The 20,675-nt window shown below is 58.5% G+C and carries 21 protein-coding genes, 1 pseudogene, 1 riboswitch and 1 other annotated feature; of the genes and pseudogenes, 18 read left to right on the forward strand and 4 right to left on the reverse strand.

Annotated features, from left to right (window positions below; all coding sequences use genetic code 11):
• Window positions 1-58 precede the first annotated feature (58 nt).
• Complete coding sequence (locus tag B0G52_RS10515; RefSeq protein WP_094043889.1) at window positions 59-523, forward strand: 2-thiouracil desulfurase family protein; 465 nt, start codon at window positions 59-61, stop codon at window positions 521-523.
• A gap of 49 nt (window positions 524-572) precedes the next feature.
• On the opposite strand, the gene B0G52_RS10520 is transcribed toward B0G52_RS10515, so the two are convergent.
• Window positions 573-2,246 (reverse strand): ribonuclease J, encoded by a 1,674-nt coding sequence (locus B0G52_RS10520; protein WP_094043891.1) that lies wholly within the window; start codon window positions 2,244-2,246, stop codon window positions 573-575.
• Window positions 2,247-2,403: 157 nt separating this feature from the next.
• Window positions 2,404-2,652, forward strand: a binding site (T-box leader).
• 54 nt (window positions 2,653-2,706) lie between these two features.
• On the opposite strand from B0G52_RS10520, the gene B0G52_RS10525 reads away from it, so the two are divergent.
• On the forward strand, window positions 2,707-3,888 hold the full coding sequence (locus tag B0G52_RS10525; RefSeq protein WP_094043893.1) for an aminotransferase class I/II-fold pyridoxal phosphate-dependent enzyme: 1,182 nt from the start codon (window positions 2,707-2,709) through the stop codon (window positions 3,886-3,888).
• A gap of 19 nt (window positions 3,889-3,907) precedes the next feature.
• Complete coding sequence (locus tag B0G52_RS10530) at window positions 3,908-4,636, forward strand: hypothetical protein (RefSeq protein ID WP_094043895.1); 729 nt, start codon at window positions 3,908-3,910, stop codon at window positions 4,634-4,636.
• Between the two features lie 64 nt (window positions 4,637-4,700).
• Here B0G52_RS10530 and B0G52_RS10535 read toward each other — a convergent pair whose 3' ends face one another.
• Window positions 4,701-5,597 (reverse strand): LysR family transcriptional regulator, encoded by an 897-nt coding sequence (locus tag B0G52_RS10535; protein ID WP_094043897.1) that lies wholly within the window; start codon window positions 5,595-5,597, stop codon window positions 4,701-4,703.
• 172 nt (window positions 5,598-5,769) lie between these two features.
• Here B0G52_RS10535 and B0G52_RS10540 point away from each other — a divergent pair.
• The 11 genes and pseudogenes from B0G52_RS10540 to B0G52_RS10590 all read left to right on the forward strand — a co-directional run.
• Window positions 5,770-6,069, forward strand: a pseudogene (locus tag B0G52_RS10540) (NAD(P)H-dependent oxidoreductase); the annotation flags it as partial.
• A gap of 38 nt (window positions 6,070-6,107) precedes the next feature.
• Complete coding sequence (locus B0G52_RS10545) at window positions 6,108-6,779, forward strand: ABC transporter ATP-binding protein (protein ID WP_158223656.1); 672 nt, start codon at window positions 6,108-6,110, stop codon at window positions 6,777-6,779.
• Complete coding sequence (locus tag B0G52_RS10550) at window positions 6,780-7,598, forward strand: ABC transporter permease (RefSeq protein ID WP_094043903.1); 819 nt, start codon at window positions 6,780-6,782, stop codon at window positions 7,596-7,598.
• A 22-nt stretch (window positions 7,599-7,620) separates the two neighbouring features.
• On the forward strand, window positions 7,621-8,775 hold the full coding sequence (locus tag B0G52_RS10555; protein WP_094043905.1) for an ABC transporter substrate-binding protein: 1,155 nt from the start codon (window positions 7,621-7,623) through the stop codon (window positions 8,773-8,775).
• Between the two features lie 21 nt (window positions 8,776-8,796).
• Window positions 8,797-9,330 (forward strand): hypothetical protein, encoded by a 534-nt coding sequence (locus B0G52_RS10560; RefSeq protein ID WP_094043907.1) that lies wholly within the window; start codon window positions 8,797-8,799, stop codon window positions 9,328-9,330.
• Between the two features lie 793 nt (window positions 9,331-10,123).
• Window positions 10,124-10,888 carry a MerR family transcriptional regulator gene (locus B0G52_RS10565; RefSeq protein ID WP_094043909.1) on the forward strand — a complete coding sequence of 255 codons (765 nt, stop codon included), beginning with the start codon at window positions 10,124-10,126 and terminating at the stop codon, window positions 10,886-10,888.
• A gap of 203 nt (window positions 10,889-11,091) precedes the next feature.
• A complete protein-coding gene (locus B0G52_RS10570; protein WP_094043911.1) occupies window positions 11,092-11,529 on the forward strand; it encodes a GntR family transcriptional regulator in 438 nt (145 codons plus the stop codon).
• A complete protein-coding gene (locus tag B0G52_RS10575) occupies window positions 11,526-12,215 on the forward strand; it encodes an ATP-binding cassette domain-containing protein (protein WP_094043913.1) in 690 nt (229 codons plus the stop codon). The genes B0G52_RS10570 and B0G52_RS10575 overlap by 4 nt, the downstream gene beginning before the upstream one ends.
• A complete protein-coding gene (locus B0G52_RS10580) occupies window positions 12,212-13,045 on the forward strand; it encodes a hypothetical protein (RefSeq protein ID WP_094043915.1) in 834 nt (277 codons plus the stop codon). Before B0G52_RS10575 ends, B0G52_RS10580 begins: the two co-directional genes overlap by 4 nt.
• An 18-nt stretch (window positions 13,046-13,063) precedes the next feature.
• A complete protein-coding gene (locus tag B0G52_RS10585) occupies window positions 13,064-14,383 on the forward strand; it encodes a hypothetical protein (protein WP_094043917.1) in 1,320 nt (439 codons plus the stop codon).
• A gap of 13 nt (window positions 14,384-14,396) precedes the next feature.
• Window positions 14,397-14,642: a hypothetical protein gene (locus B0G52_RS10590; protein ID WP_143762551.1), complete on the forward strand. Its 246-nt coding sequence runs from the start codon at window positions 14,397-14,399 to the stop codon at window positions 14,640-14,642.
• Between the two features lie 42 nt (window positions 14,643-14,684).
• On the opposite strand, the gene B0G52_RS10595 is transcribed toward B0G52_RS10590, so the two are convergent.
• Both B0G52_RS10595 and trhO read right to left on the reverse strand, forming a co-directional pair.
• Window positions 14,685-15,314 carry a helix-turn-helix transcriptional regulator gene (locus B0G52_RS10595; RefSeq protein WP_198960622.1) on the reverse strand — a complete coding sequence of 210 codons (630 nt, stop codon included), beginning with the start codon at window positions 15,312-15,314 and terminating at the stop codon, window positions 14,685-14,687.
• 17 nt (window positions 15,315-15,331) lie between these two features.
• A complete protein-coding gene (gene trhO / locus B0G52_RS10600) occupies window positions 15,332-16,237 on the reverse strand; it encodes an oxygen-dependent tRNA uridine(34) hydroxylase TrhO (RefSeq protein ID WP_094043923.1) in 906 nt (301 codons plus the stop codon).
• A gap of 133 nt (window positions 16,238-16,370) precedes the next feature.
• A riboswitch (cyclic di-AMP (ydaO/yuaA leader) is annotated at window positions 16,371-16,513 on the forward strand.
• A gap of 81 nt (window positions 16,514-16,594) precedes the next feature.
• On the opposite strand from trhO, the gene B0G52_RS10605 reads away from it, so the two are divergent.
• From B0G52_RS10605 to tatC, 4 genes are all read left to right on the forward strand, one after another.
• The gene (locus B0G52_RS10605) at window positions 16,595-17,242 is read left to right on the forward strand and encodes a nucleotidyl cyclase domain-containing protein (protein ID WP_094043925.1); all 648 of its coding nucleotides are present in this window, start codon (window positions 16,595-16,597) and stop codon (window positions 17,240-17,242) included.
• A gap of 138 nt (window positions 17,243-17,380) precedes the next feature.
• The gene (locus tag B0G52_RS10610) at window positions 17,381-18,160 is read left to right on the forward strand and encodes a gluconate 2-dehydrogenase subunit 3 family protein (RefSeq protein ID WP_369827037.1); all 780 of its coding nucleotides are present in this window, start codon (window positions 17,381-17,383) and stop codon (window positions 18,158-18,160) included.
• 13 nt (window positions 18,161-18,173) lie between these two features.
• Window positions 18,174-19,895, forward strand: coding sequence for a GMC family oxidoreductase (locus B0G52_RS10615; protein WP_094043927.1), 1,722 nt, complete (start codon window positions 18,174-18,176; stop codon window positions 19,893-19,895).
• Complete coding sequence (gene tatC, locus B0G52_RS10620) at window positions 19,892-20,656, forward strand: twin-arginine translocase subunit TatC (RefSeq protein ID WP_094043929.1); 765 nt, start codon at window positions 19,892-19,894, stop codon at window positions 20,654-20,656. The genes B0G52_RS10615 and tatC overlap by 4 nt, the downstream gene beginning before the upstream one ends.
• Window positions 20,657-20,675: the final 19 nt, after the last annotated feature.

Genomic DNA, 20,675 nt, shown 5'->3' on the forward strand with positions numbered 1-20,675 from the left:
ATTGTAATTCAAAGTAAATAAATGAGAATAGTGAACTAAGAGAGGAGGAACATCCGAGTTGGCCAAAAAAATTCTGGTCAGCGCTTGCTTGCTCGGACATAAGGTGCGATACGACAACGGAGACGTGCCTTGTCTGGGCCCGAGGTTTCTGAGCTGGTACGAGGAAGGGCGGCTCGTCTCGATCTGCCCGGAAGTCGTCGGCGGTCTCCCGACTCCCCGTCCCGACGCCCAAAGGCAAGGAGACCGAGTCGTTACGGGCGCGGGAGCCGACGTAACCGAGCCGTTCCGGAAGGGAGCCGAAGCCGCGCTGAAGCTGGCTCTCGAACACGAGGCGGAGCTGGCCATTTTGAAGCAGGACAGTCCGTCGTGCGGCAGCCTGTTCATCTACGACGGAACCTTCACCGATACGATAGTGCCGGGCGAAGGAACGACGACCGAGCTTCTTCGCCGCAACGGAATCAAAGTGTACGGAGAAGATCAACTGGACGAAGTCGAGCGGGAGCTGGCGCAGGCCGACCGCTAAAAGTCCGCTAGCCGCTGCAGCCAGCTCTCGGGAGCCGTGAAGGCGGCTTTTAGATTTGGATCAGAATCGGCAAAATCATCGGCCGGCGTTTCGTCTTCGTCCACAGAAACTTGCCGACCTCCTCTTTGATCGTCTGTTTGTACGCGCTCCACTGGTTCACTTTTTCCTCCAGCAGCTTGCCCATAGAGGCGGCGGCGATCCGATTCACTTCCTCGAGCAATCCTTCAGATTCGCGAACATACACGAACCCCCTGGATATCGTATCCGGACCCGATATAATTTTGCTGTCGGCGCGGCTCAGCGTAATGACGACGATGAGAATGCCGTCCTCGGACATATGCTTGCGGTCGCGCAGCACGACGTGGCCGACGTCCCCGATGCCGAGGCCGTCCACGAGCGTATTGCCTGTAGGAATTTTTCGGCGCTGGCTGGCAATGCCTCCTTCGATGTCGACGACGTCTCCGTTCTTGACGATGAAGACGTTGTCCCATTCGACGCCGACCGACTCCGCCAGCATGCGATGCTGGCACAGCATCCGATACTCGCCGTGAATCGGAACGAAATACTTCGGCTTCATCAGGGTGAGCATCAGCTTCAGCTCCTCCTGGCTGGCATGCCCGGAGACGTGCATGCCGGTCACCGAGCCAGAGCCGTAGATCACCTTCGCTCCGAGCTCGTACAGGTTGTCGACGATGCGGGCGACGTTGCGTTCGTTGCCGGGAATCGGCGTCGCGGCCAGAATGACCGTGTCTCCGCGATGCACCTCCACCTGGCGGTGACTGGAGCTGGCCAGGCGGGAGAGCGCGGCCATCGGCTCCCCTTGCGAGCCCGTGCACAGCACGACGACCTCATTCGGAGAGAGTCGGTTGACGTCGGACGGCTCGATCAGCATTCCCTCGGGCAGGTGGAGATAGCCCAGCTCCGCCGCAACGCTCACGACGTTGACCATGCTTCTGCCGAGCAGCGCGAGCTTTCGGTTCGCGCGCTGCGCCGCGTCGACGATCTGCTGCAGCCGGTGCACGTTGGAGGCGAACGTGGAGATGAATATTTTTTGCTCCGCTCTGGCGAACGCTTCTTCGATGTGCTCGCCGACAAGCCTCTCCGAAGGCGTAAAGCCCGGCCGCTCCGCGTTCGTGCTCTCCGAGAGCAGAAGCAGCACGCCCTTGTGGCCGAGCGCGGCCATCTTGTGGATGTCCGGATAATGATTGTTGACGGGCGTCAGATCGAATTTGAAATCCCCGGTATGAACGACGGTGCCCTCGGGTGTATTCAACGCGATGCCGAGGCAGTCGGGGATGCTGTGGTTCGTGCTGAAGAAGCTTACCTTGAAGCTCCCGAAGCGGAGCACCGAGTCGGCGGTGATCGTCTTGAGCCGGGAGTTGCCGAGCAAGCCGTGCTCGCGCAGCTTGATCTCGATCAGCCCGAGCGTCAGCCGGGTGGCATAGATCGGCATGTTGAGCTGCTTCAGCACGTAGGGGATGCCTCCGATATGATCCTCGTGGCCGTGCGTGACGATAAGAGCCCGGATCTTGTCCCTGTTTTCAAGCAAATATGTAATGTCCGGCACGATGACGTCGATGCCAAGCAGGCTTTCGTCGGGAAATTTGGAACCGCAGTCGATGACGAGAATGTCGTCCGCGTAGCGGATAACGTACATGTTTTTGCCGATTTCGTTGACGCCGCCCAATGCGACGACCGACAGCGCGTTCTCTTCCGAGCTCAAGAATCGTTCCCTCCGTTTGCGATAGGAATATGTGAAGTATTGCCTTGAAGGGCTCCGTTCATCCCAAGATCAGGTCGATGGGGGAGACGCGTTTGATTTTTTGTGATTGCATTTTGCCGAGGCAGTGAGTATAATAACTTCAACTTAATAGGTTTATCTAAAGTCGATGAAGAGAAAGAGTACGTTAGTCGTCAGTTCCGCAGAGAGTTGGGTCAGGTGAAAGCCAACGTTCGGGCGATAACGGAAAGCCGTCTCCGAGACGCAGACTGAAATTCGAGTAAGCTCTGCCGCATGTCCAGCGTTAACGGGACCGCGTATTGATGGATACGTTGCGGAGTGCCGCTGTAATTCGTGCGAACGAAGAGCGGAACTAGGGTGGTAACACGGGTGCAGACTCGTCCCTTGCGGACGGGTTTTTTTGTTTTTAAATTTCGTCATATCCGAAGGGAGAGCCGCTAAGATGCCTTATCAAACCTTAACGCCGATGGAACGGCTGCTGTCGCCGCAAGTCCGTGAAATGCCGCCGTCGGGCATACGGAAGTTTTTCGATTACACGTCGGGAATGAAGGACGTCATCTCGCTTGGCGTAGGGGAGCCGGATTTCGTTACGCCCCAGATCGTTCGCGACGCATGCGTCGCCGCGCTGGACAAAGGGAGAACGACCTATACGTCCAACGCCGGCATGCCCGAGCTGCGGGAAGCGATCTCCGGATACTTGTCCGACAGCTGCGGCGTAAGCTACGATCCCGACAACGAAGTGCTGGTCACGGTCGGCAGCAGCGAAGCGATCGATCTGGCGCTCCGCGCGCTGATCACGGAAGGAGACGAGATCGTCATTCCGGAGCCTTGCTATATTTCCTACTCGCCGATCGTGTTTCTCGGCGGGGGCAAGCCGGTCGGCGTCGAAACGTTCGCCAAGCACCAGTTCAAGCTGAAAGCGGACGCGCTGAGAGAGAAGCTGACGCCGCGCTCCAAGGTGCTCGTGCTCTGTTATCCGAACAATCCGACCGGTGGAATTATGACGTACGAGGATTGGCTGCCGATCGCGCGGCTGGCGGAGGAGCGCAATTTGGTCGTCATCTCGGACGAAATCTATTCCGAGCTGAGTTACGGGGATAAGCATGTAAGCTTCGCGTCGCTGCCGGGCATGAAGGAGCGGACGCTGGTCGTGAACGGCTTCTCCAAGGCGTTCGCGATGACCGGCTGGCGCGTCGGATATGCCTGCGGACCTCGCGAGTTGATCGCGGCCATGCTGAAGATCCATCAGTATACCGTCATGTGCGCGCCGATCATGGGGCAGGTCGCGGCTCTGGCTTCGCTGCAAGTCGGCATGGAGGAGAAGGACAGGATGATCGAGTCTTACAATCAGCGGCGCAGAGTTTTCGTCCAGGGGCTGCGGCAGATCGGACTTCCGTGCCACGAACCGCAAGGCGCGTTCTACGCTTTTCCTTCGATCGCCCATACGGGGCTCACCTCGGAGCAGTTCGCTCATCGGCTTCTGCAGGAAGCGAAGGTCGTGACGGTTCCCGGCCACGTGTTCGGGTCGGGCGGCGAAGGATTTATCCGTTGTTCTTACGCCTCGTCCCAGGTACAATTAGAAGAAGCGTTGGAGAGAATCCGCAAATTTCTAAGCTTGATATAGAAGGGATGGGACAGCGAACATGGAAGCGACTAAGATTAATGGCATTAAGTATTATCCGCCGCAGGAAGATTACATCGCCTTCGACAACGAGGAAGACTACGCGGAGAAAGGGCGGGCTTGGGGATTGTTCGCCAAGACGCCGAAGGCGCATTTCTGGTACAAGAGCGCGGCCGCGCAGCATCAGGTCTCGATCAAGGGCTATCAGGAATACGGAAGCATGAGCGTGCTCATCGTCGAATTCGAGGACGGGCGGCTGACGAGCATCCACCCTTCCTATCTGAAGGAGATGCAGAGCGGCACGTTCGGCAAGGAGCCGATCGGCGGAGAGGCGGAGGACGCGGAGGGCGGCGTGCCGTCCGCTGCGGATCCGGACGTTTCGGGAAGCGCGGAAGAGGGCGGCAAGCCGGCTAAAGCGGCAAAGGCGCAGAAGCGGACGAAAGAGAAGAAGGAGAAGCTCGAGCTGCCCGTCGACAAAGTAAAATTCACCGCCAAGGTCAAGGAATTCACGACGAAGCCGAACCCGTTCTCGGACCGCGACGACGAAGTGGTGCTGCTGGAAGAGGTTGCCGTGGTCGGCGATTCTCCGCTTGCCATCGGAGACGCGTGGTGCGGCTACAGCAACACGTTGAAAGGCTTGGGACTCGAAGTGGGCAACGTCATCTCATTCGAAGGTAAAGTCGTGGACAAGAAATTCAACAAAGAAATTTTGTATAAGGTGAACAATCCTTCGAAGATTGTTATTCAATAATGAAAACAACATAGCCCGACATGAAAATGAGCTTCCCGCATCCGGGAAGCTCATTTTCGCTCATTCAGTTTGCCGTGCGGTACTCCGCCGCTCCGAAGTAGTCGATCAGGAAGCTTCGCAGCTGCTGAACGGATTCGGGCAGCAGGGTGCCTTTCTCCCACGTCAGGCCGATCGTACGCGCGCAGACCGGGTCCGTGACGCGCAGGATGCTGCACCGGGCCGCGTCCGTGCTCTTCACCTGCATGGCCGGAATGAGGGCGACGCCGATGCCGGCTTCGACGAGCATCTGCAGACGCGACGGATCGGCAATCTCCAAGGCGACGTCGGGAGAGAATCCGGCCAACCGGCAAAACTCGTCGCAAGCCTGCCTCAGACCGGAGCCGTCTTCCAGGGCGACGAACGGATCGCCCGCGACGTCCGCGAGCTTGGCCTCTCTCTGGCCGGCCAAGCGGTGCCCCGCGGGAACGGCCAAGAAGATTTCCTCTTCGCGCAGCGCGATCGTCTCCATGCCCGGCTGACGAATGAGCGGAGAGCAGAGGAACAGGTCGAGATCGCCTCGCTCAAGCTGCGCCGTCATCGAATTGTTGCAGCCGTAGTGCACCTTGATCTGCGTGTTGTCCGCCTGAGACAGATAGGCTCCGAGAAAATCCGGCATCGCTTCGAGATGAATCATGCCGAGCGAGATCGATTGCTTGACGACGCCGGCCTTAAGCGCGCCTTCCCGCTTGCCTTCCTTCAGCTCGGCGAACGCCTTGTTCACCCGAACGAGGAAGGCTTTGCCGGATTCGTTAAGTCTGATGTTCCTGCCGCTGCGGTCGAAGAGAGGAAAGCCGAGCTCATCTTCCAGGCGGGCGATGGATTGGCTTAGGGATGGCTGAGAAATTCTGAGCTCGTCGGCTGCTTTCGTCATATGCTCCAAACGGGCAACGTGCTGAAAATACGTTAATTGCAGAAAGTCCAACTAAATCCCCCCGCTTTCTTAGCATTAGTTTACCAGATACAGGCATTTCCCGTCACTCATAGTTTTCAAGCGATCGATTACATAACGTATTTCGTATTGGAAGTTCGGCGAAGGCGCTCGGTATACTTGGCTTGCAACGATAATAGCCGTCGTTAGGCAAGGAGGAATTCCATTGAGCGTAAAATTAGCCATCGTGTATTACAGCTCCACAGGCACGAATTACAAGCTGGCTCAAGCCGCGCAAGAGGTCGCCGCCGCTCGCGGAGCGGAAGTGCGTCTCGTTCGCGCGGCCGAGCTGGCCCCCGCCGAGGCAATTGCTGCGAATCCGGCGTGGAAAGCCCATCAGGAAGCGACGTCCGGCATTCCGGTGGCGAGGCCGGAAGATTTGGATTGGGCCGACGCAATTCTGTTCGGCACGCCGACCCGATTCGGCAGCCCGGCTTCCCAGCTTAGACAGTTCCTCGACACGACGGCACCCAGAGCAAACGTTACGTTCTGGACCGCCTTAGCTTGACCGTATCGAAAGGGGAGTTCGTCTGTATCGTCGGACCGAGCGGCTGCGGCAAAACGACTCTGCTGAACAGCATCGCCGGCTTCCAGCCTTACGAGGGACAATTGCTGTTCAGGGGAAAGCAGGTCACACGACCTGACAGGGAACGGGGCGTGATGTTCCAGGAGTATGCTTTGTTTCCGTGGTATACGGTGGAGGAAAATGTGGCGTTGGGACCGGCGCTGTCGGGGATGGGAAGACGCGAACGGGCTAAGCTGGCGCGGGACTATATTCGGCTGGTCGGGCTGTCCGGCTTCGAGCGCGCTTATCCGAACCGGCTGTCGGGCGGCATGAAGCAGCGCGTCAGCCTGGCCCGGATGCTGATCAACGAACCGGCAATCGCCTTGCTCGACGAACCGTTCGCCGCTCTCGACGAGCAGAACCGGGAGACGCTGCAGGATGAGCTGCTGCGCATCCGGGAGCAATCCCTGCTGACTTGCCTGTTCATTACCCACAGCCTGTCGGAAGCCGTCTACTTGGCCGATCGCGTCGTCGTGCTGCTGCCGGCTCCGGCCGGCGTCGCGCTGGACGTGTCGGTCGAGCTGCCTCGCTCGGCCAGAGACCGCGACGATATTCGGTTCGGGCGCTATGTGCAGCAGATCCGGCAAGCGATGAGAGGGGCGGTGTCCTAGATGGAAAAGACGACCGCGCTCGCGAAGCCCTCGCCTGGGCCGACGCTGCGCATCCGCCGACTGCAACTGCGGGGGCGCTTGCGGAGAGTGCTGCTCGGATCGACGGGAATCGCAGCTTTGTTCGCGGCGTGGGAATACGCAAGCCGCTCGGGGCTGGCGAACAGCGCCTTGCTTCCCAGCCCGATTGCCGTAGCGAAGCTGATGGGACGCATGCTCGAGGAGGGCACTCTGATCGCCCACATGTGGGCGAGTCTGGTGCGAGCCGGAGCCGGCTTTTCGCTCGGATTTCTGGCGGCGCTGGCCGTCGGCTGCCTGATGGGGACGTGGGGGACGGCGAGGCGTATCATCGGACCGGTCATCGAGTTGTTCCGGCCGATTCCTCCGTTCGCCGTCATTCCGATCGCGATTCTCTGGTTCGGCATCGGCGAATGGTCGAAGACGTCGATTATCGCTTACGCGACCTTTTTCCCCGCCGTGCTGAACGTCTCGGCCGGCATCAAGCAAGTGGATCCGGTGCATCTGAAAGTGGTCAGCTCGCTTGGAGCGGGCAAGTGGCGAACGTTCCGCCACGTGACGATTCATTCCGCGCTGCCTCTGATCATTACCGGCATGAAAGCGGGCATCGGCATGGCGTTCGTCTCGCTCGTGGCGGCGGAAATCGTCGCGTCCAGCAACGGGCTCGGCTTTCTTATTCAGGAGGGGCGGTCGCTGTTCAATACGGAGCAGGTCATCGCAGGCATGATCGCCATCGGAATGCTTGGGGCGGCATTAAACGGCCTGCTGGCCGCTCTTGAAGCTTGGCTGGTTCGCTGGAAATAACTCAACTCGGGAGGAATACTCTATGAACTCATTCGAACAATCGCTCAAACCATCGTTCAAATTCGCGGCAAGCGCATTTCTGATCCTGCTTCTCGTATTTATCGCCGCATGCGGCAGCAGCTCGGGCAGCAATTCGAGCCCGGCCAAGGAGAGCGCCGGCAGCTCAGCTCCGGTCAGCCCGCAAGCAAGCGCCAGCAGCCCGGAAGCGTCCGCAAGTCCGGCTGCCGCCGCTCCCGATACGACTCCCGAGACGAAGGAGCTGTCGATCGGTTCGGGCCGCGACCCGCAGCTGTCGCCGCTTATCGTCATCGCGCAGGAGGAAGGCTACTTCGCGGCCGAAGGGCTTACCGTCAAGCTGGAGCTGTTCGCGTCGGGAACGGACGTTACCGCCGCGCTCGCGAGCAAGAGCATCCAGTTCGGCGCCTCCGGGGACATTCCGTTCCTGATCGCCAGCGGCGCCGGAGCTCCGATCGAGACGGTGGCGCAGCAGGCCGATATTTCCGGCGTGCAGACGTTGATCGTCAACCCGGACAAGATCAAGAAGCCCGAAGATCTGAACGGCAAGAAGATCGCTTACGTTCCCGGCACGGTGACGGAGGCGCTGTTCCTGAAAGTGGTGGAGCAGTACAAGCTCGATGCTCAATCGATCACTTCCGTGAAGTCCGGACCGGCCGAGCTGCTGCCTGCTTTCCAGAACGGCAACGTCGACGCGTTCATTATTTGGCAGCCGCTCGCGCTGAAGGGAGAAGGAGTCGGAGGAGTCAAGCTGCTGACTGCCAAACAATCGTTCGTGCCGGGACAGGAAGGACCGCAAAAGCTGATCGGCTCCTACGGCCTGCTCGGAGGACATCGCGATTTTCTCGATGCGAATCCGAATACCGTCAAAGCCGTGCTGCGAGCGCTCGGCCAGTCGGCGGAATTCATTCGGGCGAATCCGGATCGGGCGGCCGCGCATGTCGGCAAGGCGATCGGGTTGGAGGAGGAGCTCGTGAAGCAGGTTTTGCCGCTTAACGTCTACGCATTGGACATTACGCCGGAATTGGCCGCGACGTTGGAGGAAATCTCGCAGTTTCTGCTGGACAACGGCAAGATCAAGGCGCTTCCGAATCTGCAAGAGTTCATCGACTCTTCGTATTTGCAGGAAGTCGACGGCGCGGCCGTCACTTGGACGCCTTAAGGCGAAACGGAGGGGAATCGATTGGCGATCGTACTTGTAAGAGAAGCCGGAATCCGGCTGGAGGACGAACGGCAGGTTGCGGATTTTTGCCGGAGGCAGGACATCTACTACGAGCGTTGGGATGCGGACCGGTTGGCCGGTTGGGAGCGCGATCCCGGTCCTAAGCTGTCGGAGTCCGAACAAGCGCGGATTATATCCGCTTACGAAGAAGAGATCAAACGGCTGGCCGAGCGGCGCGCCTACTTGAACTGGGACGCGGTGCTCATGTCGGATGCCGCGCCGGAGCTGCTGGCGAAATTCGGCACGCTGCACACGCACCATGAGGAAGAAGTTCGCGTTCTGGCGGATGGTGGATTCGCCTTCGTCATCCGCAACGTCAACGGGGACGGATACTTCGAGCTGCACGTCGAGGAAGGGGACGTGTTCGCGCTGCCGGCCAATCGGCCTCACGCCTTCAAGCTCGGGCCGCAGCGCAAAGCGGTCGTCGTCCGGCTGTTCTCCGGAGAGATCGGTTCGGTCATGCATCCGTTCGACGATCCTTCGTTCGAATTGTAAGCAATGAGAGACAGCCGTTCGGCGATCCGCCGCGACGGCTGTTTTCCCGTTCACTCGGCTTTTCTGCGCGTTATTTTGAATAGGCAGGCTTGCAGCGCCTTTTCCGCTCTTTTGTCGGTATCCCGTCCAATCAGGTTGGTCGTACGCCTCCTGCGAGATCGGGCATGACCTATCTCCTCCATTTGTCGGTATCCCGACAGCTCAGAAATCTGGTTACAGCGTTTATCGATAAGCTATTCCGTTTAATCAGTTGATCATTCTCATGGCTGGATAGCGGCAAAAGGGGGCAAAAGCGGTAGGCGAGGTGCAGCGTGAACTGACCGGAAGGGATAGCGGCAAAAGGGGAGAAAAAGGCGGTAGAACAAGTATGGCGTGAACGGAATGAAGCCGACAGCGACAAGACGCAGAGAAAGAAAGGGGAGAGTTAGAACGAACTGATCGACAGGGATATCGGTAAAAGGCGTGAAAGGGAGGTGCGATGCCGGGAATGACTGACGGAAGGGGATAGCGACAAAAGAAGCGGAAAGCGGAACGGGAAGAAGTGGACGGACTGACGGAAGGGGATAGCGACAAAAGAAGCGGAAAGCGGAACGGGAAGAAGCGGACGAACTGACGGAAGGGGATAACGTGAAAGGGGATCGTCTCCGACAAAACGCATTCATCGTCCAGAGGACGCCGAAGACGTTTTTGCTTGGCGCGCCCGGTTCGGGCTTTGGCATTTGCTGCTAGAACTGATACGCTTGACATTGCCGTAACGTAAAGGTGTACGATCAGTGTGCGAGGAGGGATCGAGATGGAATATACGGTTCAGAAGCTCGGCCGGTTGGCCGGAATCAGCACGCGCACGCTCCGATACTACGACGAAATCGGACTTCTCAAGCCGGCGAGAATCAATTCGTCGGGGTATCGGATCTACGGGCAGCCGGAGGTGGATCGCCTGCAGCAAATTTTGTTCTATCGGGAGCTTGACGTCGGCCTCGAGGAGATCAAGGAGATCGTGGGCGCTCCCGAATTCGACGCCCGGAGCGCGCTGGCGAAGCACCGCGAGCAGCTTCTGGCCAAGCGGCAGCAGCTCGACGCGCTGATCGCCAACATCGATCTGACCTTAGCCCATCAAGAGGGGATGACGAACATGAGCGACCAACAGAAATTCGAAGGCTTTAAACAGCAGCTCATCGACGATAACGAGGCCAAATACGGCGAGGAGATCCGCGCCAAATACGGCAACGAGCGAGTGAACAAATCCAACGCGAAAATCAAAAACATGACGAAGGAACAGCACGAGGAGATCGAGCGCTTGTCGGAAGACATTCACGCGACACTCGCCCAGGCGTTCGCGACGGGAGATCCGGCGGGCGAATTGGCTCAGAAGGCTGCCGATCTGCATCGCCGCTGGCTTACTTTCTACTGGGACCAATATACGAAGGAAGCCCATGCGGGAGTAGCCCAAATGTACGTGGACGACGAACGGTTCAGAGCCTATTACGACAAGGATCAGCCGGGCATAGCGGAGTTTCTGCGGGACGCCGTACGAATCTATACGGGAATCGACGCCTAATCCGTCAGGGGGAGGCTGCCGCTGAGGCAGCCTCTTTTCATCTGAATTGTCTCCGACAAAATGCCTTCATCGTCCAGAGGACGCCGAAGGCGTTTTTTGCTTGCGTAAAAAGGGGTTGACAGTCGTGTGTATTAAGGGCATAATACGCTTGTGGTGTATGAACTACTTAGTACACACACTTATGGCGATTGCGAGGTAGCGGTATGAGAACAGGCGGAGGCTGGGAAGAAGTCGAGTTCAACAGCCGGGAACCGGTCTATCTGCAGGTAGTTCGGCATTTCAAAGAGATGATCGTCGCCGGGAAGCTGGAGGCGGGTCAGGTGATCCCTTCGCGGAGAGAGCTGGGAACGCTGCTGAAAATCAACCCGAATACGGCGCAGAGATCTTATAAGGAGATGGAGGAACGGAAATTGATCGTAACGGAAGGAAATTCGCCAAGCCGAATCACCCAGGACGACGCCGTGCTGCGGGCGATTCGCGCGGAGCTGCTCGGGGAAGCTGTCGACGCCTTCGTCTCGGCGGTCAGGAAGGTCGACGTTCCGGTCGAAGAACTGCTTGATTTGGTGAAGAGCAAATACATAGAGGCGCTGTCCTCCAGCCCTGCCGACATCGCGGCGGAAGGGGGCGCGGAGCGGCCATGATCGAGTTGAAAGGGGTTCGCAAGCGGTATCGCGGGCGTTACGTGCTGAACGGATTGTCTTTTACGGCGGAGAAAGGCAACATCACCTGCTTGATCGGCATGAACGGAGCGGGCAAGTCGACTGTCATGAAGGCGATCATGGGGCTCGTGCCCGTCAAGGAGGGGCAAATTCTCGTGGACGGCAAGCCGCGCGGGAGATGGATGTACGAGAAAATCAGCTTCGTTCCGGATCATCTGACGATGCCTCTGAGTATGAAGATGTCCGAGGGACTGACCTTTATGGCGGATTTCTACGCGAGCTGGAACGCGGAGCGGGCAGCCGAGCTGATGCGCTTCTTCCGGCTGGAGCCCGGCGAGAAGATCGGCAATCTGTCGAAGGGGACGGCCGCCAAATACAACCTGGTGCTCGGACTGGCTCCGAATTCCGACTACGTGCTGATGGACGAACCGTTTTCCGGAATTGACCTGTTCAGCCGGGAGATGATCGCGGACGTGTTTTCCAGCGAGCTGATCGAAGAGCGCGGCGTTCTGCTGACGACGCATGAGATCGGCGAGGTGGAGCATCTGATCGACAAAGCGGTCATTCTGCAGAACGGAAAAGCGGAGATGGAATTCGATTGCGAGACGATGCGCAGCGAAGAGGGCAAGTCGATCGTCGACGTGATGAGAGAGGTGTATTCGCGTTGAGAAACTACCTGAAGCTTCTGCATATGGAAATCCATCGTTTCCGATATATCCTGTTCGTGTTGATGGGACTGACGGCGCTCGTGCAGATGTGTGCGATCGCATTCAACGCGATGGGAGAGATTAACGAAAGAAACGTCTATTTTGAGCAAACGGGCCGGGCTCCCGAGGAGTTTTTCGCTGCCATGTCGTACACCCGCGCGGTGCAGGAGACGCAATTCTGGTTTGCCGTCCCCGTCGGGCTCAGCATCGCGGTTCTCGTGATCTACGCGTTCCTGATCTGGTATCGCGATTGGTTCGGAAGAGGCACGTTCGCGTATCGGCTGCTCTCGCTTCCGTCCGAACGAAGGAACATTTATTTCGCCAAGCTGACCGCCATCTTAACGTTCGTGTTCGTCCTGGTCGGATTTCAACTGCTGCTTATGCCGATCGGAAGAGCGATCTTCGCGATGATTGCGCCGGCCGATCAACTGCAGCCATCCTATATCGCGGACGCGATTTTCGCCAACCAAGTATTCAAAATTTTGCTGCCGCGCTCATTCGCGGAATTCTTCGTCAACTACGGCTTGGGAATCATCTCGCTGCTCGTCCTGTTCGCGTCGATTCTGCTGGAGCGAAGCTACCGCTGGCTCGGCATCGTGTACGGACTGGCGTATGCCGGCTTCTGCGCGCTGCTGATGGTTTACCCGCTGCTTGCGCTTGGCCTGAATTATTCCACGGGCTATTTCTATACCGAGGAAGCGTATGCGATTCAAATGGCGATCGACGCGCTGATCGTCGTCGCGTCCGTCTGGCTGGGATTATATCTATTGAAGAAAAAAGTGTCGGTGTAAGGGAGGAGACGGCGAACGATGAAACGTTACCTTTTATCGATGGCGCTCGGCGTATTCGCGGTCTGCTCGATCGGAGCGTATTATGCGTCCGGCACGGAAGGGGATGCGCCGAGGTACAAGCTGACTACGCTGCAAGGCGATGCCGGGGAAGCCGCCAAGATGCGGCTCAGCGGCTCCTATATCGGAGGCGTCGGATCGAAGGCGCTTGAGCTTACCGTCGATGGAACGAAATATCAATTGACGCAATCGTTTTACGAGAAGTATTTGAAGGACAACCGGTATTTGACGTCGCGTTACGAGGAAATGAAAGCATTGAAACGGGAGCATCGGGATTTTATGAGAGCGAGAAGCAATGTGGACAGCTTTTATAAGGATTCGGAGTGGCTCATCTATGCGGACATCTTCCTCTACGGCCCTAGCGGGAAATACGATTGGCGGACGGAACTGAAGATGGACGTCTTGGAAGAGGCGACGGGGCGCGTCAACAAGATCAGAATTGCGCTGAACGTTGCGAAGCAGGTAAGCTGGCTCAGGGTGGGAGACGTTCAGCGCGTCGGTGACGAAGTGCACGTCCTGTCCCAGGTACGCTATAGAACGGGGCCAACTGCAGACGGTCCCTCCGCAGTGGAGTTCCGCGATTATATCGTCGATCTGCATACCGGCGAGCTGCTGCGCGAGGCGGTGCTCGTCTCCGAGGAGCTGGCTGTCTCCGACTCGGCGGGACCGGGAGGAGCTCTGGCGGCGCAGTCCGTGACAAGCGAGATTAGCCTTTCCGCTATTTCGAGCGAGGTACGCTCACAGCCCTCCGAGCACGTTGTGCTGGCAACGAGCAAGAGCGAGCAATTCGTAAACGAGGCCGGCAAGGAAGAGATGAAGCAAACGCGCCATTTCGCCGTTTTCTCTTACCGAACCGGCAAGCTGACGCCGCTGCCCGAGCCGTCGCCCGGCTTGAGCGCATATTCGAACATCCAGAGCGAGCTTAGCGGGGAGCTTTTCACCATTCTGTACTCCGATCGCGGAAGCCTGGCGATCGCCCGCTATAACGTCGCAACAGGGGCGCAGGAGCAGGGGGAACTGACCTTGACGGCCGAGCAGCTTGGAGGACAGTCGATCCACAGCGTGAGCTTGGCGCAAAATCGGGTGTACGTTCTGCTGACTACGGAGAGCTCTAACAAGACTCGCATTTCCGACGGAAGACAGCTTGTGGCCGTCGTGCTGGATGCCGGCAGCGGAGAGCTGCTGTACAAAGGAGAAGCCGCATACGACGGACCGGCCGAGAAAGCCGACGAGTTCCGCAAAAATCTGTGGCTGACCAACGTCAATGCCGATCGCCTGTAATCCGCACGAGGAGTTGCTTCGACAAGAGAGGATCGCGCTGCTCAGAAAGCTGGAGGAGCTCGGCTATTCGATCGCCTATTACGTACTGCGCTGCGAGGAGCTGGCCGTGGAAGCGACGCGGGCCGCGCTGCTCGCGGCGGGAGGGGACGGCGAGCTGCACGGATTGCCGGCCGAGGCGCAGAGAGAGAAATTCGCCCGGCTGGCCATGAACTCGGCGATCGCGGTTAGACGCGACAGATTGCTGCGGCATGCGGAATAAACGACAAACGCTCTTCCTCGGAGATACGGGGAAGAGCGTTGTTTACGTACGGCGAATATGGTAGACGCACTTGCGATCGCCGGACGCGAGGCAGTCCGAACGCGTCACTTCCGCGCCCAGCAGCGTCTCGAACAGCTTCAACTCGCAGGCGCAAGCCTGATTGTACTTGTTGGCGACCTGCGAGATCGGACAATTGTACTCGGTCAGCACGTAGTCGTCGTCGGAATCCTTCTCCCAGGACGCCATGTAGCCGTTCTCGTTCTGAATGTCCGACAATGCGGCGACTTTCGCTTCAAGCTCTTTGCCGGCCATTTTCGCCTCGTACCTTTTCAGCAGAGTCGCCTTGCGGCGCTCGAAGAGAAGATTGACCATCGATTCGCCGGCTTCGTCCTCCAATTCGGTGAGCAGGTCGAGGGCGACGGCATGATATTTCTTCGGAAAATAGTCGTCCGCCCGGGCGGTCAGACGGTAGACGGCCGCAGGCCGGCCCATCGGCAGCCTGACGGTCGTCGATTCGATCAGATCGTCCCGCTCGAGATTGGAAATATGCCGCCTTACGGCCATGCCGGTAATGCCCAGCTGATCGGTCAGCTCCTTGGCGGTCAGCTCCCCCGAAGTTTTCAGCATTTGCATAATTCTGTTGCGCGTGGACAGATCCGAATCTTCCTTCAATACGTCACCTCCCGGGATTAACGGATCGATTCGGCCGCGGCCAGATCGTGCTCGGCGCACTCTGCCGAGCAGTACCCGCTGTGCTCCTCTTCGCATTTGTCGCATACGAGGTGCTGAAGATGGCAGGTGTCGTCCGCGCAGTTAATGTAGCGATCCGTCTTCGTTCCGCAGTGATGGCACTCGCCGACCAGCGTATGCTCGTCGGTCTGATTGATGCGCACCGAGACGCGTTCGTCGAACACGTAGCAATTGCCGTCGAAGCCGCGGCCCTGCACTTCCGGATCTTGCCCGTACGTGACAATGCCGCCGTCGAGCTGGTAGACGTCGCCGAAGCCTTCGTTTTTCAGCACGGCCGTCAGCATCTCGCAGCGGATGCCTCCCGTGCAGTAAGTGAGAATCGGCTTGTCTTTGTGCTCGGTCAGATTATTGCGGATCCACTCGGGGAACTCGCGGAACGTCTTCAGATCAGGCTTGATCGCGCCCCGGAAGTGTCCAAGATCGTACTCGTAGTCGCTGCGGCCGTCAAGGATGATGACGTCGTCCTGCTGCATTTTCTCATGAAACTGCTTCGGAGTGAGCCGCGCGCCTCCGTCGACGTTCGGATCGAGCTCCTTGTCGTAGCGCAGCGTCACGAGTTCTTTCTTGTAGCGTACGAATATTTTCTGGAACGCGTGGCCGTCGGCCTCATCGATCTTGAACAGCAGATCGGAGAAGAGCGGATGGGCGTGCATCGCAGCCATGTAGGCGTCGGTCTGCTCCACCGTGCCGGAGAGCGTTCCGTTGATTCCCTGATCCGCGATCAGAATTCGGCCCTTGACGCCGAGATCTTTGCAAAATTGCAGATGTTCGGCGGTGAACTCCTCGGCGTTCGGAACTTTAACGTATTTATAGAACAGCAGAATGCGGTAATCTTTTGTAGACATCTTTAACACCTTTCCGTCGGCTATTGCAGGTAGCCGGTAATACGTTAATCGTAGCCGTTCGCCCTCACATAGTCAACATAAAGGTTTATTATGTTGCCAAAAACGGTTTGACATCCTTAGCCGATCGGCGTACTATAAATATACGCTTAATTTCCGTCCGCTTGCGGAGGGAAAACGGGGGAACCGATCATTCAGGGGCGAATCGTTCGCGCAGAACGTAGGGTACCATCTACCCGAGTCCGTCAGCTAACCTCGTCGGCAGAGATGGGTCTGAGAATTCGATATTTATTTTCATTTCGGACCCTTATTCAGGGTCTTTTTGCGTTCTCTTAATGACCCGAACAGGAGGTGTTAACGATGCAGCAGGCGGAATCCGTCAGAACGACTTACGAAAGCTTGATGGAGCGAACGAGGCAGCTCGTGCAGCGCAAGGAGGAGACGGAGGCGTTCGTTCCGTCCGAGGAACAGTACGCCGTCCTTCACTTGACCGTCGAAGCCGACGGGCAGGAAGGCGGGGATCGCGACTTGAGCCGGGCGCAGATCGGCGTCAGGCGGTTCGTAACCGTCATCGCGCAGATCGTCTCCGGCTGGGGAGGCCAGCTGATCGAAGCGAGCCACCAGTCGTATACGGCTATCTTTCCGATGTCGGAGGCAGATGCGGTCGGACGGAGCTGTCTGTGCGGCGTGCAGATCGTGCAGGCGATCGACGCCGTCATCAATCCGTCCCTTGCGGAGGAAGGCATTCCGTTTCGCTTCCGCGGCGGCGTCGGCGTCAGCATGGGGCGCGTATACAGCTTCCATACGGGGCTGTCTCTCCCGGCGAACAGCCTGTATTACGGCGAAGCGATGACGAGCGCGGTCGAATACGCCAACATGACGGACGGACAGGTGATCGTGGACAAAGTCGTCAAGGAGCACTTCGAGCGCTCCGGATCGGAATATCAAGTTCAATTCGTGCCGTACCGCTATCATGAATGGGTTGGTTATCGGTTTCATATCGGCTGACGGAACGCTTGGTCGGGCCCTCCCGGCGTCATCGGAAGATGACGGCAGGGGGGCTTTTTTTTATGGATGATTTTCCTGATGCAGGGAATAATTCGCGTATACCCTAGTCGGCCAGTCTCGAGAGAGAGGGAGATTCCATTGACCAAGCAGCAATCCCGGCAGCCGAAGGACGAGTCGCGCAGACGGTTTCTCAAATATTCGGGGGCGGCGATCGGCGGAGCGGTCGTCGGGGGCGTCATCGGCGGCCTTGTCGGCAGGAACCTGAACAAAGCCGGGAAGAACGAGGCCGCTCCGCCGGAATCGACGGAATCGCCCGCCGTGCAGCGGGATCAGGATTACAATCAGGCGCTGATGTTTTTCTCGCAGGAGCAGTTCCAGACAGCGGAAGCGGCGGCCGAGCGGATTTATCCGCAGGACAACAACGGTCCCGGAGCGAAGGCGCTGGGCGTCGCCTTTTTTATCGACCATCAGATGGCTGGCGCTTACGGCTTTAACGCACGGGAGTACATGTCACCTCCTTTTTACAAAGCCGAAGCTTCCCAGGGGTACCAGCTCACGTTCAAGCGGCGGGAGTTGCTGGCGCTCGGCCTGGACGCCCTTAACGAGTACAGCCAGCAGAAGCACGCCAAGAAATTCCCCAAGCTGACGCCGGAGGAGCAGGACGCGGTGCTGACGGCTTTCGAGAAGGACGAGGTCGACCTGAAGGATGTCCCGGCTTCGGCCTTTTTCGCCATGTTCCGCAATCTGGCGATCGAAGGCGTGTACGCGGACCCGCTGTACGGCGGCAACCGCAACATGGGCGGCTGGAGGATGCGCAATTACCCAGGCAACCAGATGAGCTATACGAACGAGATCGAGAAGGAAGAGTTTATTAAAATGGAACCGCTCAGCCTGCACGATCATCTGCAAATGGGCTAAGGGAGAATACATGATGGCGAACAAGCTTCCTAAAGTTCCCGTCGTCATCGTCGGCATGGGCTGGGTGGGCGGCATCATCGCGGCGGAGCTGACCAAGGCGGGAATCAACGTGGTCGGCCTGGAACGGGGCAAGAGCCGCAGCACGCAGGATTATTACCACGTTCACGACGAGCTGCGCTACGCTTCCCGATACGAGCTGATGCAGGATTTGTCCAAGGAGACGGTCACCTTCCGCAACACGGAGAAAATGCGGGCGCTGCCGATGCGTTCCTACGGTTCGTTCCTGATGGGGGACGGGCTTGGCGGGGCGGGCGTGCACTGGAACGGACAGTATTATCGCTTCCTGCCGTACGACTTCGAAATTTACACGAAGACGGTGGAGCGCTACGGGAAAAACAAGATTCCGAAGGACATGACGATTCGCGATTGGGGAATCACCTACGACGAGCTCGAGCCGTATTTCGTGAAATACGAGCAGATGTCCGGCATTTCGGGCCCGCCCGAGCTTCCCGATCACGTGGGACACATGTCCAAGCCGTTCGCGACTCCTCCGATGAAGACGACGCCGGCGATGAAACTGTTTACGGACGCGGCGACCAAGCTTGGCTACCACCCGTACATCATCCCGTCGGCCAACCTGTCCCAGGATTACGCCAATCCCGACGGCATCGAGCGGGCGGCCTGCCAATATTGCGGCTTCTGCGAACGGTTCGGCTGCGAATACGGCTCGAAGGCGGACCCCGTCGTCACCGTGCTCCCGGTCGCGCAGAAGAGCGGCAAGTTCGAGCTGCGGACGCATTCGAACGTGACGGAAATTTTGCACGACGGCAAGAAGGCGACGGGCGTAAAATACGTCAATACGCTGACGGGCCAGGAGTCCGTGCAGCCGGCCGACGTCGTCGTGCTGGCCGGATACGTGTTCACCAACGTCCGCCTGCTGCTGCTGTCCAAGCTCGGCAAGCCTTACGATCCGAAGACGGAGGAGGGCTCTGTCGGCCGCAATTACGCCTATCAGGTGAACGGGGCCAGCACCTCCGTCTACTACGAGGACCGGGAATTCAATCTGGCGATGGGCGCCGGAGCGCTGGGCAGCAGCCTTGACGATTTTAACGGGGACAACTTCGATCACAGCGACTTGAAGTTTATCCACGGAGCGAACATCCGGTTTACGCAGACCGGGCTGCGCCCGATCCAATATCAGCCCGCTTCGGCCGACACGCCCAGATGGGGCCAGGCGTTCAAGCAGGAGACGATCCATAACGCCAACCGTATTCTCGGCGTTTCCGGCCAAGGGGCCAGCATGCCTTACCGGTACCACTATTTGGACCTCGACCCGGAGTACAGGGACTCTCTCGGCTTGCCTCTCATCCGGCTGACGTTCGATTTTCTCGAGCAGGACCGCGAGCTCGTCAAGTTCATCGCGCAGAGGACGAAGGAAATCGCCGAGGGGATGGGCGCTGCGAAGACGACGATGAACGATACGATCAAGCAGTACAACATCGTGCCGTACCAATCGACGCACAATACCGGGGGGACGATCATGGGCGACGATCCGGACACGACCGTCGTCAACAACTATTTGCAGATGTGGGACGCGGAGAACGTGTTCATCTGCGGCGCGTCCAACTTCCCGCATAACGGCGGCTACAATCCGACCGCGACCGTAGGCGCGCTTGCCTACAGAACGGCGGAGGGCATCGAGAAATATATCGGCAAGGGAGGTTCTCTCGTATGAACGCCGATCGGAGCCGGGAGGAGAAGGGAGGCGCCGAATCCGAGTGGGTGGCCCATCTGACGGAGCTGCGCAGGCGGCTCATCTACGTCGCGGCCTGGTTCGTCGCCTCGCTGTGCTTTGGGCTGTACGTCTCTCCCCGCGTGCTCGGCTGCGTGAAAACCCATGTCGGTTCCGTCGAGGTGGATTGGAGCGTATTTTCGCTTACGGACGGCTTGGTCGTGTACATGAAATGCGCGCTGCTCGTCGGCTTCGTGCTGACGCTCCCGGTGCTGCTCTACCATCTATGGGCGTTCGCCCGCCCCGGGATGACCGACGCGGAAGCGAAGGGCACGCTCGTCTACGTTCCGGTATCGTTCGCGCTGTTCGTGACGGGCGCCGGCTTCGGATATACCGTCGCCGTTCCGATGATGATCCGCTTTATGATGAAGCTGAACCAAAGCATCGGCGCGGCGGAAGTGTACGGCATCCACCATTACGTCAGCTTCCTCGTCAGCTTCCTGCTGCCGATGGGCATCGCGTTCGAGATGCCGCTGGCGATGATGTTCCTGACGCGGATCGGCCTGCTGACGCCGGATAAGCTCAAGCCGGCCCGCAAGTACGCTTACGTCGGACTGGCCGTCCTCGGGTCGCTGATCTCGCCGCCGGACTTCGCCTCGCATCTGTCGGTGACGATTCCGCTGATCGCTCTGTTCGAGATCAGCTCCTTGATCGCCGTCCGCTACTATCGGAGAAAGGCGCTTATCCCTCTCGGTCAGGCGTGACATTGGAGGGAAGATCCCG

The sequence above is a fragment of the Cohnella sp. SGD-V74 genome (genome assembly GCF_003001675.1).
In the GTDB taxonomy this organism is placed as follows: Bacteria; Bacillota; Bacilli; order Paenibacillales; family Paenibacillaceae; genus Cohnella.